The sequence below is a fragment of the Microbacterium sp. GW823-FHT02G05 genome, from assembly GCF_058797175.1.
The window spans coordinates 133,060-145,015 of the sequence record NZ_JBXAJK010000002.1 but is presented as its reverse complement, the minus strand read 5'-3'; the positions used below and the strand labels follow the sequence as shown (position 1 = coordinate 145,015).

Sequence of the window (11,956 nt, the reverse complement as noted above, 5' to 3'; positions counted from 1 at the left end):
CCTACTTGGCGTCCTGGTCGGTGCCGCCGCCGCCGATGACGTCAGTGGCCGACTCGCGGATGTGGTCCACGAAGCCGTACTCCAGCGCCTGCTCAGCGGTGAACCAGCGGTCGCGATCACCATCGGCGTTGATCTGCTCGACCGACTTGCCGGTCTGCGCTGCCGTGATCTCCGCGAGGCGGTTCTTCATCGAGATGATGAGCTGCGCCTGCGTCTGGATGTCGCTCGACGTACCGCCGAAGCCGCCGTGCGGCTGGTGCAGCAGCACGCGGGCGTTCGGCGTGATGTAGCGCTTGCCCTTCGTGCCCGCGGTCAGCAGAAGCTGGCCCATCGAGGCCGCCATGCCGATGCCGACGGTGACGATGTCGTTCGGCACGAACTGCATGGTGTCGTAGATCGCCATGCCCGCCGTGATCGACCCGCCGGGCGAGTTGATGTAGAGGTAGATGTCACGCTCGGAGTCTTCTGCGGCGAGGAGAAGGATCTTCGCGCAGATCTCGTTTGCGTTCTCGTCTCGCACCTCTGAGCCGAGCCAGATGATGCGATCTTTCAGCAGCCTGTCGAAGACGCTCGTCGCGACGAGGGGTTCTGCAGCCATGTCAGCTCCTGTTTCCGTGTTCGGTGATTCGAATCTACCGGCGCCGACGCGGTGCACCGCGCGTGTTCGCCGTCGGCATATCGCGCGTCTCTCCCCGTAGCAGGAGACCGTATGACGCCATACGGTCTGCTGCCGCACGGAAGCCCGGTACCGTCGAGGTATGTCTGTCTCCGCACCACCGCTCGGCCTGCTCCTCGACGTCGATGGCCCCATCGCCAGCCCGATCAGCCGTTCGATCGCGATCGACTCGATTGTGCGCGATCTCGTGATCCTCGCGGATGCCGGTGTGCCCATCGTCTTCAACACCGGCCGTTCGGATGCCTTCATCCGTGACGAGGTCGTCGAGCCGTTGCTTGCGGCAGGTCTTCCCGAGCACGCGCGCGTGTTCGCCGTGTGCGAGAAGGGGGCGGTCTGGTTCGAGATCACGCCTCGAGGAATGGGTGAGATCCACGTCTCCCCCGAACTCGCTGTGCCTGCGCCCTACGGGGAGTCCATCGAGCGTCTGGTTTCGGAGCGCTTCTCATCGCACATGTTCTTCGACCACACGAAGCGGGCGATGGTCTCGGTCGAGCAGCACACGCATGTCGACAACGCGGACTACAAGCACCATCAGCGCGATTTCGACGCCGCGGCCTTCGCAGAGATGGCTCACCACGATCTGGGCGTCGAGCACGACGGCCGTGAAGCGCCGGCATCCGCCGCCACGATCGACTACCGGATCGACTCGACCATCATCTCCACCGACATCGAATCCATTCGGCTCGGCAAAGACCTCGGCGCACTCCGCGCGATCGAGCTCCTGCTCCCCCAGGGGCCGCTGCCGATCCGCTGGCGCACCGTCGGCGACTCTCGCACGGACTACGCCATGGCCGATTGGCTCCACGAACAGGGATATGACGTCGCGCACGTCGACGTGCGCCCCGCCGATGGCGTTCCAGAGACGCCCTATCCGGTCCTCACCGCCGGTGAACTGATCCACGACGAGGCAGGGGCAGCGTTCCTCACCCGCTGGGTCGAGATGGTGCAGGGCATCGCGATCAGCGACCACGATGTGCGGTGATTCTCAGTCTGTGGCGTCAGACGCGAGCTCAGCTGCGTAGGCGGTGACCGAGCGCGTGTACCGCGGCAGGTGGGGCGCGAGCGCGACGAGTGCGACGCTCGCCGCCTCTTCTGCACGCCCGGCGGAGACCAGCGCCAGCGCATAGAAGGCGGATGCGGCATCCTGCAGCTCCCCGCCGCGACGGCGCTCCTCGGCCAAGAGAGCCAGACTCTCTTCGAGGCGTCCGAGGTTGCGCAGCGTGCTCGCGAGTTGGATCACGGCTTGCGAACGGAGATCCTCCTCGAGCCCGCCGTGCAGGGCGGCGCGATAGAGCGGCTCCGCGTCCTCCTCCAGACCCGCTGAGTCGCGTGCGCCGGCCTGCTCGAACAGGGCCTGCGCATCCCCGGGCGCCCGTTCCGCAGCCAGTGCATCGATCGCGCGCACGCGCGCCATGTCATCCAGCGCCTCGTCCGTCCAGACGGCATCCACCCGCTCTTGCCAGCTCATCTACTCGTCCTCTCTGAAACGACGAAGGGCGGATGCCGCAGCATCCGCCCTTCTACACACCGACCGAATTACTCGGCGGCGTCAGCCTTCTTGGCCGGAGCCTTCTTCGCAGCCGGCTTCTTGGCGGGCTTGGCTTCTGCGTCGTCCGCGGCAGCCTTCTTCGCCGGAGCCTTCTTGGCGGGGGCCTTCTTCGCGGGCTTCTCCTCCGCAGCGGCCTCTTCGGTCTCGTCCTCGTCGACGGCGATGAAGCCGCTCAGGTCGACAGCCTTGCCGTTCGAGTCCACGACCTTCACCTTGCCGAGAGCAATCGCGATGGCCTTGTTGCGCGCAACCTCGCCGACGAGAACAGGCAGCTGACCTGCAGACTGCAGCGCCTCGACGAACTCCTGCGGAGCCATTCCGTACTGCGCAGCGGACTGGATCAGGTACTGCGTCAGCTCGTCCTGCGACACCTGGACGTTCGCGTCCTCGGCGATCGCGTCGAACAGCACCTGCGTACGGAACTGCTTCTCGCTCGCCTCGGTGACCTCTGCGCGGTGCTCGTCGTCCTCAAGGCGACCCTCACCGTCGAGGTGGTTGTGTACCTCGTCTTCGATCAGCTTCGGCGGAACAGGGATCTCGACCTTGGCGAGGAGCGCCTCGATGAGCTGGTCGCGCGCGGCAGAGCCCTGCGCGAACACGCCCTGCTGCGAGACGCGCTCGCTCAGGCTCTCGCGGAGCTCGGCGATCGTGTCGAACTCGCTCGCGATCTGCGCGAAGTCGTCGTCAGCCTCGGGGAGCTCGCGCTCCTTGACAGCCTTGACCGTCACGGAGACCTCCGCTTCGGAGCCGGCGTGGTCGCCGCCAACAAGCTTCGAACGGAACGTAGTGTCTTCACCGGCCGTCAGCGACTCGATCGCGTCGTCGATGCCCTCGAGCAGCTCGCCGGAGCCGACCTCGTAGGACACGCCCTCGGCGCGGTCGATCTCAGCGCCGTCGATCGTCGCGACGAGGTCGAGCTCGACGAAGTCGCCCTTGGCCGCCGGACGGTCGACGGGGATCAGGGTGCCGAAGCGGGCACGGAGGTTGTTGAGCTCCTCCTCGATCGCAGCCTCGTCGGTCTCGACGGCGTCGACCGTGAGCGTGATGTCGTCGTAGCTGGGCAGCGTGATCTCGGGACGGACATCGACCTCGATCTCGACAAGCAGGTCGCCGGAGAAGTCCTTCTCGTTCGGCCACTGGGTGATGTCTGCCGAAGGGCGGCCGACAATGCGGATCTTGTGCTCCGCGACGGCCTCCTGGAAGAAGCGGTCCAGGCCCTCGTTGACGGCGTGCTCGATGACCGCACCGCGACCGACGCGCTGGTCGATGATCGGCGCCGGAACCTTGCCCTTGCGGAAGCCGGGGATCTGCACGTCCTGAGCAATGTGCTCGTACGCGTGCGCAATGCCGGCCTTGAGGTCTTCCGGGGTGACCGTGATGTTCAGCTTGACCCGGGTCGGGGTCAGCGTCTCAACGGTGCTGTTCGCCATGCTGATGTTCTCCTTGTGAATGACCCGCGCACTTCAGCGGCGCGGTCGAGAGGTGTCACGTATACGACGTCGGGGCGACAGGATTTGAACCTGCGACCTCCCGCTCCCAAAGCGGGCGCTCTACCAAGCTGAGCTACGCCCCGGATGAACCCGCGCACGCGGGAACGGCCTCAACGAGTCTAACGGACGAGAGCACCCCTCAACGTCCGCTATGATCAATGAGTCCCCTTCCGGAAGGTCGGGTTCCGCAGAATCAACAACTGAATACTCACGACCGGTGCGATTGAGCCCCGGAATCGGGGCTGTAGCTTAGTGGTAAAGCCTCTGTCTTCCAAACAGATGATGCGAGTTCGATTCTCGTCAGCCCCTCCGATCCAGAACGCCCCGCCACTCGACGGGGCGTTCTGCATTTCATGCACGACGACCGCGATAGAGTCGCCTCACGCCCGAGTCGACAGGAGCCTGCACATGACGGATCCGATCGTCCGCTCCGGGCAGGCGATGCCCGGCCGTCATGAGCTTCCTCCGCACTTTCACGGTGGAGCGGCCGACGCCACAACTCCCCTCGCCGCGCGGGCACGACGTCAGAGACGGTGGATCTATCCTGCGGTCGCCGTGCTGGTGCTGTGCGTCGGCGCGGGTGTGCAGCTCGCTTCTCATCTCGCCTACGACGATGCTCGCTCGAAGTGGGAGGACGCTTCCGGCGATTGGGAGCGCACCCGCGAGGAGTCCGCAGCCCTCGTGCTGCAGACGCAGGGCGCGGCAGCCGCCGGACGCACGATCCTGAGCGTCGGGACGGACGCGCTTCTGCCCGCCCAGACGCGCGGAGAACTCGAGGGCGCGCTGAAGAGCGCGGACGACGCGTCAGCGAAAGCAGACGCGAAGGTGAAGAGCGATGCCGAGGCCCCGCCGAGCAAACCTGACTGGTTCTGGTCGCTCATCCCGGCCGCGGCCGCGTTGCGGGATGACACCGCCGCCACCCGCGAAGCCGACGCTGATCTCGAGTCGCTCGCGGATGCGGTAGAGGTGGCACTCGACACGCTCACCGCTGCGGGTGGCGCAGCACTCGCCGGTGCTGCCGGCGCTGTTCCCGCGATTGAGACCGAGAACCGCTGGGCGCGCACAGCCGACGTCATCGCTCTGCGGGAAGCAGGATCCGACGCTTCAGCCGCGAGTTCAGCGTTCGACGAACTCTCCGGCGACATCTATCAGCAACTCGAAGAGGCGGTCGACGCTGTTCGGGTATCGGCGGCCCAAGAGCTCGACGAGAAGTCAGGCGATCTCTATGACGTGCGCCTCGAGATCGAAGACTACGCCCGCTCCATCGCCGGGGGCGTGCTGCTCGACTTCGACTGGGCTGACATCGTGAACGGACACGGCGACAACGGCAGCGCGGGAGGAACCGCGACCTGGAACTCCGCGTCGGGTGGCTTCTCCACCATCACGCTCTCCAACTCTGTCGCCGAGATGTGGCCCAGCGATGTGATGCGCGCCCTGGTCACCCATGAGGTGGGGCACGCGATCGCCGCGAAATGCTGGGAGAAGTTCGACTGGGAGGATCAGTCCGCGAACGAAGCCTGGGCGACGGCCTGGGCGCTGAGCATGGGTCACACCGCCGAAGGCAATGGCGCCTCACTCTACGGATACCCAGAACAGAGCATGATCGACGCCGCAGCATCCTGCCGCTGACGCGCAGAACCAGCCCTCTCCCGCGACACCCTTGAAACGAGAACTGCCCCTGGCAGAGCCAGGGGCAGTTCTCAAGAGAGCGGTCGCTGCCGCGTCTTCTTCGCGTGGTCGTTCAGATCAGCTCTGCCCGCGACGCTCACGCAGCTGCGTCAGCGCGTCTTCGAGCAGCTGTACAGCCTCATCGTCGGTGCGACGTTCCTTCACGTAGGCGAGGTGCGTCTTGTACGGCTCGGCCTTCGCGATCTCCGGCGGGTTCTCCTTGTCACGCCCCGCCGGCAGGCCGGTCTGGGGGTGATCGATGACCTCGGGGATCTCCTCCTCAGGGAGGCCCGCGGCGAAGTAGCGGACGGTCTCGTTGCCGAGGCCATCCCAGTACGACACCGCGATGCGGTCGGCGTGGTAGCCGTGATCCTGCTCGCCCATGGGACCAGAGCCCACACGGGTACCGCGAATCGCGTTTCCTCCGGTAGCCATCAGATGACCTCGAACTTCGTGATCAGGCCCAGCGCGACGATGGCGATGAACCAGGCGAGGGCGAGGATGATCGTGAAGCGGTTGAGGTTGCGCTCGGCGAGACCGGACGAACCGGCTGCCGAGGACATGCCACCACCGAACATGTCGGAGAGACCGCCACCGCGACCCTTGTGAAGAAGGATCAAAAGGGTCAGCAGAACGCTGGTGATGCCCAGCAGCACCTGCAGGACAAACTGAAGAATCTGCACGAAATGGCCTTTCAAGCGGACGGGGCTGTCCGCATAACGGTCAAGTATACGTCGAGGGTGTCAGCGAACCCGCGTCACACACCGACGTGCTTCTGGAACCGAATGATCGAGCTGAACTCATCGGCCAGCAGGCTTGCGCCTCCGACGAGCGCACCGTCGACGTCGGGCTCTCGCATGAAGGCCGCGATGTTCGAAGCCTTCACCGAGCCACCGTAGAGCACGCGGGTGCGTGCTGCGGCATCCGCATCGAGAACTGTGGAAAGAACGGTGCGCAGTGCGGCGCACACTTCCTGTGCCTGAGCCGGCGTTGCCGCCTGGCCGGAGCCGATGGCCCAGACCGGCTCGTAGGCGACGACGATCTCCGCGGACGCCGACACACCCTCAAGAGCGGCCTTGAGCTGACCGGCCGGAACCGCGCTCGCACCGAACTTCTCGAGATCCTCTGCCGTCTCGCCGACGCAGATCACCGGCACGAGGCCGTGCTTGAGCGCAGCCTTGACCTTCGCCGCAACGACATCGTCGCCCTCGGCGTGGTACTCGCGACGCTCGGAGTGGCCGATGATGACGTACTTTGCGTCGAGCTTGGCAAGGAACGCACCCGAGATCTCACCCGTGTAGGCACCCGAGTCGTGAGCGGACAGGTCCTGCGCACCGAGTGCGAACGGGATCTTGTCAGCGTCGATGAGAGTCTGCACACTGCGCAGGTCGGTGAACGGCGGGAAGACCGCAACCTCGACGGTGCCGTCTTCGTGCTTGGCATCCTTGAGCGTCCAGTGCAGCTTCTGCACGAACGCGACCGCCTGCAGGTGGTCCAGGTTCATCTTCCAGTTGCCCGCAATCAGCGGGGTACGAGTGGTTACGCCCATCCGAGCACCTCCAGGCCGGGGAGTTTCTTGCCCTCGAGGAACTCGAGGCTTGCGCCTCCGCCCGTCGAGATGTGACCGAACTGGTCATCACTGAAACCGAGCTGACGCACGGCCGCAGCAGAGTCGCCGCCGCCGACGACGCCGAGGCCGTCGACCTCGGTCAGCGCCTGTGCGACGGCTTTGGTTCCGGCGGCGAACGCCGGGAACTCGAACACGCCCATCGGACCGTTCCAGAAGACGGTGCGCGATCCGCGGATTACCTCCGCGAAGCGGGCGGCCGTTTCCGGGCCGATGTCGAGACCGATACCGGATGCTCCGAATGCCGTGCTCTCGATCGCGTCAGCCGCGACGGTCTCGTGCGCAGCATCCGCAGCGAACGACGCCGCGACGACGACATCTGTCGGCAGCACGATCTCGACGCCGCGCTCCGTGGCCTCAGCCAGGTAGCCGCGAACAGTGTCGAGCTGATCCTTCTCGAGCAGGCTCGATGCCACAGCGTGGCCTTCGGCCGCGAGGAACGTGAACAGCATGCCGCCGCCCACGAGGATGCGGTCGACGCGCGGGAGCAGGTGGGAGATCACGCCGAGCTTGTCGCTGACCTTGGAACCGCCGAGGACGACCGTGTAGGGGCGCTCGGGGTTCTCCGTGAGACGGTCGAGCACGTCGAGTTCGGTCGCGATCAGCAGTCCCGCCGCGGACGGCACCTGCTGTGCAAGCTCATAGACACTGGCCTGCTTGCGGTGAACGACACCGAAGCCATCGGACACCAGGGCATCGCCGAGCGATGCGAGCTGCGTCGCGAACTCCGCACGAGCCTGCGCATCCTTCGAGGTCTCCCCCGCGTTGAACCGCAGGTTCTCGATCACGACGACATCGCCGTCTTCGAGCGAGGCCACGGCCTCCTGTGCGGACTCGCCCACCGTGTCGCGAGCGAACGCGACCGGCTTGCCGAGCAGCTCCGAGAGTCGCTGAGCGACCGGCTCGAGGCTGTACTGCGGGTCAGGCGCGCCATCCGGTCGCCCGAGGTGCGAGCAGATGATGACGCGGGCGCCCTGGTTGATCAGGGCGTTGAGGGTCGGCAGCGATGCGCGCACGCGGCCATCGTCCGTGATGACGCCGTCCCGCAGGGGAACGTTCAGGTCACAACGGACGATGACGCGCTTGCCATCGAGCGAACCCAGAGATTCGAGGGTGCGCAGACTCATATGCGGATCAGAGCCGCTCTGCGACGTACTCGGTCAGGTCGACGAGACGGTTGGAGTAGCCCCACTCGTTGTCGTACCAGCTCGAGACCTTGACCAGGTTGCCGCTGACGTTGGTGAGCGTCGCGTCGAAGATCGAGGAGTGCGGGTTGTGCACGATGTCGCTCGAGACGATCTCGTCCTTGTTGTACTGCAGCACACCGTTCAGACGGCCCTCAGCAGCGGCCTTCTTGTAGGCGGCGTTGACCTCGTCGACCGTGAGGTCGTCGCGGTCGGCGATGAGGGTGAGGTCGACGATCGAGCCGGTGGGAACCGGAACACGGTAGGACGAGCCCGAGAGCTTGCCGTTGAGCTCCGGCAGGACCAGGCCGATGGCCTTGGCAGCACCGGTCGATGCCGGGGTGATGTTGATGGCGGCGGCGCGGGCGCGGCGCAGGTCGCCGTGCGGGCCATCCTGCAGGTTCTGGTCTGCGGTGTAGGCGTGTGCCGTCATCATGAAGCCACGCTCGATGCCGAAGGCCTCGTTGAAGACCTGCGCGAGGGGCGCGAGGCAGTTCGTGGTGCAGGATGCGTTCGAGATGATGTGGTCGGTCTCGGGGTTGTAGGTCTCTTCGTTGACGCCCATGACGATCGTCGCGTCGTCACCCGTCGCGGGAGCCGAGATGAGGACCTTCTTGGCGCCGGCCTCGATGTGCTTCTTGGCCAGCTCTGCCTTGGTGAAGAAGCCGGTCGACTCGATGACGATGTCGACGCCCAGCTCACCCCACGGGAGGTTGGCGGGGTCACGCTCGGCGAAGGCCTTGATCTCCTTGCCGTTGACCGTGATGCTGTCGTCGTCGTAGCTGATGTCAGCGTTGAGAACGCCGCCCACCGAGTCGTACTTCAGCAGGTGCGCGAGGGTCTTGTTGTCGGTGAGGTCGTTGACCGCAACGATCTCGATGTCTGCACCCTGCTCGAGTGCCGCGCGGAAGTAGTTCCGGCCGATACGGCCGAAGCCGTTGATTCCGATCTTTACAGACACGGAGGTCTCCTGTTTCTCAAAGCGCATGACGCGCGATTGCGTGGAAGGCAGCAGGACAACGGCGTCCCGACGGGCGTGATTCCCATCGGGACGCCCGTTTGTTTACGACAGTACCAGCAGGCCCGAGGTCTTCTCGCGCGCCGTTACGAAGCGCTCCTGAACGTTCTCCCAGTTGGCGAGATTCCAGGCAGCCTTGACGTAGTCGGCCTTCACGTTGAGGTAGTCCAGGTAGAAGGCGTGCTCCCACATGTCGAGCTGGAACAGCGGCACTGTGCCCATCGCGGTGTTCGCATGCTGGTCGAACATCTGCTGGATGATGAGGCGCTCACCGATGACATCCCAGCTGAGCACCGCCCAGCCCGAGCCCTGGATGCCCATGGCCGCTGCGGTGAAGTGCGCCTGGAACTTCTCGAACGATCCGAAGAACTCGTCGATGGCTGCCTTCAGCTCGCCCTCGGGCTCGCCGCCGCCGTTCGGCGAGAGGTTGGTCCAGAAGATCGAGTGGTTCACGTGGCCGCCGAGGTTGAACGCCAGGTCTTTCTCGAGCTTGTTGACGTTCGCGAGGTTGCCCGTCTCACGTGCCTCGGCCAGCGACTCCAGCGCGGTGTTCGCACCGGCGACATACGCGGCGTGGTGCTTCGAGTGGTGCAGCTCCATGATCTTGCCGCTGATGTGCGGCTCGAGCGCCGAGTAGTCGTAGGGAAGGTCGGGGAGCGTGTAAATCGCCATTTCGGTTCATCCAATCCGCGCCGCGCCGCGGCGCTTACAGGGTCCTCGCGCCGCCGAATGCGGCAGGAGGCCGGACATCGTTCATCCTACTGAGGGCAACGCCGTCGTGGCCGGGTTCCTTCCCGTTCCGTGGAGACAGCGCGCGACGCGCTCAGTTGTCGAGGCCGGCGGGCACCGCCGACTCGGTTCCCGGAATGCCATCGGCCTGCGCACGCTTGTCGGCCATCGCGAGGAGACGACGGATGCGACCTGCCACGGCGTCCTTCGTCAGCGGCGGATCGGCATGGTGTCCCAGCTCGTCCAGGCTCGCGTCACGGTGCGAGAGACGAAGCTCCCCCGCCATCCGCAGGTGATCAGGCACATCCTCACCGAGGATCTCGAGCGCGCGCTCGACGCGCGCGCAGGCGGCGACCGCGGCCTGCGCAGAACGACGCAGGTTCGCATCGTCGAAGTTCACCAGCCGGTTGACACCAGCGCGCACCTCACGACGCTGACGCATCTCTTCCCAGGCTGCCGCGGTCTTCTCTGCACCCATGAGGCTCAGCAGGGCGCGGATAGATTCGCCCTCGCGCACGACGACGCGGGGCATTCCCCGCACCTCGCGAGCTTTTGCCGCGATGCCGATACGATGCGCCGCCCCGACGAGGGCCATCGCGGCCTCTGACGTCGGGCACGCGACCTCGAGCATGGCCGAACGGCCCGGCTCGCTGAGCGAACCCGCGGCGAGGAAGGCACCGCGCCACAGACCGGCGAGCTCTTCGCGGGAGCCGGTCGTGAGACGGTTCGGAAGACCACGGACCGGACGGCGACGCTGGTCGAGCAGACCGGTCTGGCGCGCCAGGGTCTCGCCGGCCGCGATGACACGGACCGCGTAACGGGCACTCTCGTGGCCAGACGCCCCCTGCACCTGGGCGATCTCGGGACGAACACCGAAGATCTCCGCGAGATCACGGGCGACGCGGCGAGCCAGCAGCTCCGCATCCACCTCTGCTTCGACCGCAACGCGGTTGGCAATCGAGTGCAGTCCGCCGGCGAACCGGAGGACCGCCGTCACCTCCGCGACGCGCACTGTCGGAGGCGCATTCCGGATGCTGACGAGTTCTGCCTTGACGTCGGTGGTGAGTGCCACGAGACTCCTTTTCGCTCCCTGTGCCGGATCGCGACACAAGGGACTAGCCTAGTCGGCTCTCAGACCTCATTCACGCCCGAGGTCGCGGTGCCGCACGCTGATGGACACACCGGGGACGGCGGCCAGACGGCGGGAGAGCTCGATCGCCATCGCCACAGAGCGGTGCTTTCCGCCTGTGCAGCCGATCGCAACAGTCGAGTGACTCTTGTTCTCCCGCTGGTAGCCCTCGAGCACGGGCACGAGCGCCTTTTCGTAAGCACCGAGGAACTCTTGCGCACCGTCGCGCGAGAGCACGTATTCGCTCACCTCACGGTCCTGACCGTCATGGTTGCGAAGCTCCTCGATCCAGAACGGATTCGGCAGGAAACGCATGTCCGCCACCAGATCGGCGTCGGAGGGCATTCCGTACTTGAATCCGAAACTCATGATGGTCAGGCGGTGACGTGCGGCGCCCTCTTCGGCGAAGAGAGCGGACACGTCGGTCACGAGACGATGGATGTTGAAGGTCGAGGTGTCGATGATGATGTCGGCGGCCTCGCGAATCGGCGCGACGCGTGTCCGTTCGAGGCGGATGCCGTCGAGCAGCGTCCCGTCGCCCTGGAGCGGGTGCGGCCTGCGGACCGACTCGAAACGGCGCACGAGCACATCGTCTGAGGCGTCCAGGAACAGGACACGGACGGAGCCGTGGTCCCGCAGCGCGCGAGTCACCTCAGGGAAATCATCGAAGAGGTTGCGGCCGCGCACGTCGACGACCGCAGCGACCTTGGGAAGAGCAGCGCCACCGAGATTGGCCAGATCGAGCAGAGGCCGCAGCATCTGCGGAGGGAGGTTGTCGACGACATACCATCCCAGGTCTTCCAACGCGTTGGCCGCCGTCGAACGCCCCGCGCCCGACATGCCCGTGACGATCAGAAACTCGCCCTGGTCGTCGACACTCATGATC

13 protein-coding genes and 2 tRNA genes are annotated in these 11,956 nt (G+C 65.7%); 3 read left to right on the top strand and 12 right to left on the bottom strand.

The annotated features are described in order from the left end of the window. Nucleotide 1 precedes the first annotated feature (1 nt). Nucleotides 2-598, bottom strand: a complete 597-nt coding sequence (locus AC1REM_RS10620; RefSeq protein WP_492514615.1) for an ATP-dependent Clp protease proteolytic subunit — start codon at nucleotides 596-598, stop codon at nucleotides 2-4. A gap of 160 nt (nucleotides 599-758) precedes the next feature. Here AC1REM_RS10620 and AC1REM_RS10615 point away from each other — a divergent pair, with 160 nt between their 5' ends. Further along, complete coding sequence (locus AC1REM_RS10615; RefSeq protein WP_492514614.1) at nucleotides 759-1,658, top strand: hypothetical protein; 900 nt, start codon at nucleotides 759-761, stop codon at nucleotides 1,656-1,658. A gap of 3 nt (nucleotides 1,659-1,661) precedes the next feature. On the opposite strand, the gene AC1REM_RS10610 is transcribed toward AC1REM_RS10615, so the two are convergent. The 3 genes from AC1REM_RS10610 to AC1REM_RS10600 form a co-directional block, all read right to left on the bottom strand. After that, nucleotides 1,662-2,144 (bottom strand): tetratricopeptide repeat protein, encoded by a 483-nt coding sequence (locus AC1REM_RS10610; protein WP_492514613.1) that lies wholly within the window; start codon nucleotides 2,142-2,144, stop codon nucleotides 1,662-1,664. Between the two features lie 68 nt (nucleotides 2,145-2,212). Continuing rightward, nucleotides 2,213-3,655: a trigger factor gene (gene tig, locus AC1REM_RS10605; protein WP_492514612.1), complete on the bottom strand. Its 1,443-nt coding sequence runs from the start codon at nucleotides 3,653-3,655 to the stop codon at nucleotides 2,213-2,215. A gap of 69 nt (nucleotides 3,656-3,724) precedes the next feature. Next, nucleotides 3,725-3,798: transfer RNA gene (locus AC1REM_RS10600), tRNA-Pro, on the bottom strand. Between the two features lie 155 nt (nucleotides 3,799-3,953). Here AC1REM_RS10600 and AC1REM_RS10595 point away from each other — a divergent pair. Next, nucleotides 3,954-4,024 (top strand) — tRNA-Gly (locus AC1REM_RS10595). 99 nt (nucleotides 4,025-4,123) lie between these two features. Continuing rightward, on the top strand, nucleotides 4,124-5,344 hold the full coding sequence (locus AC1REM_RS10590) for a hypothetical protein (RefSeq protein ID WP_492514611.1): 1,221 nt from the start codon (nucleotides 4,124-4,126) through the stop codon (nucleotides 5,342-5,344). 117 nt (nucleotides 5,345-5,461) lie between these two features. Here AC1REM_RS10590 and AC1REM_RS10585 read toward each other — a convergent pair whose 3' ends face one another. The 8 genes from AC1REM_RS10585 to rapZ all read right to left on the bottom strand — a co-directional run bounded on the left by AC1REM_RS10585 (nucleotide 5,462) and on the right by rapZ (nucleotide 11,952). Continuing rightward, nucleotides 5,462-5,818 (bottom strand): RNA polymerase-binding protein RbpA, encoded by a 357-nt coding sequence (locus tag AC1REM_RS10585; RefSeq protein ID WP_492514610.1) that lies wholly within the window; start codon nucleotides 5,816-5,818, stop codon nucleotides 5,462-5,464. Next, nucleotides 5,818-6,066: a preprotein translocase subunit SecG gene (gene secG / locus AC1REM_RS10580; protein ID WP_492514609.1), complete on the bottom strand. Its 249-nt coding sequence runs from the start codon at nucleotides 6,064-6,066 to the stop codon at nucleotides 5,818-5,820. The genes AC1REM_RS10585 and secG overlap by 1 nt, the downstream gene beginning before the upstream one ends. Nucleotides 6,067-6,140: 74 nt before the next feature. Then, a complete protein-coding gene (gene tpiA / locus AC1REM_RS10575; protein WP_492514608.1) occupies nucleotides 6,141-6,932 on the bottom strand; it encodes a triose-phosphate isomerase in 792 nt (263 codons plus the stop codon). Next, nucleotides 6,923-8,137 (bottom strand): phosphoglycerate kinase, encoded by a 1,215-nt coding sequence (locus AC1REM_RS10570; protein WP_492514607.1) that lies wholly within the window; start codon nucleotides 8,135-8,137, stop codon nucleotides 6,923-6,925. Before AC1REM_RS10570 ends, tpiA begins: the two co-directional genes overlap by 10 nt. 7 nt (nucleotides 8,138-8,144) lie before the next feature. Then, nucleotides 8,145-9,155, bottom strand: coding sequence for a type I glyceraldehyde-3-phosphate dehydrogenase (gene gap / locus AC1REM_RS10565; protein WP_492514606.1), 1,011 nt, complete (start codon nucleotides 9,153-9,155; stop codon nucleotides 8,145-8,147). 102 nt (nucleotides 9,156-9,257) lie between these two features. Further along, nucleotides 9,258-9,884 carry a superoxide dismutase gene (locus AC1REM_RS10560; protein ID WP_492514605.1) on the bottom strand — a complete coding sequence of 209 codons (627 nt, stop codon included), beginning with the start codon at nucleotides 9,882-9,884 and terminating at the stop codon, nucleotides 9,258-9,260. Nucleotides 9,885-10,035: 151 nt separating this feature from the next. Further along, nucleotides 10,036-11,013 carry a DNA-binding protein WhiA gene (gene whiA, locus AC1REM_RS10555; RefSeq protein ID WP_492514604.1) on the bottom strand — a complete coding sequence of 326 codons (978 nt, stop codon included), beginning with the start codon at nucleotides 11,011-11,013 and terminating at the stop codon, nucleotides 10,036-10,038. A 66-nt stretch (nucleotides 11,014-11,079) separates the two neighbouring features. After that, nucleotides 11,080-11,952, bottom strand: coding sequence for an RNase adapter RapZ (rapZ, locus tag AC1REM_RS10550; RefSeq protein WP_492514603.1), 873 nt, complete (start codon nucleotides 11,950-11,952; stop codon nucleotides 11,080-11,082). Nucleotides 11,953-11,956: the final 4 nt, after the last annotated feature.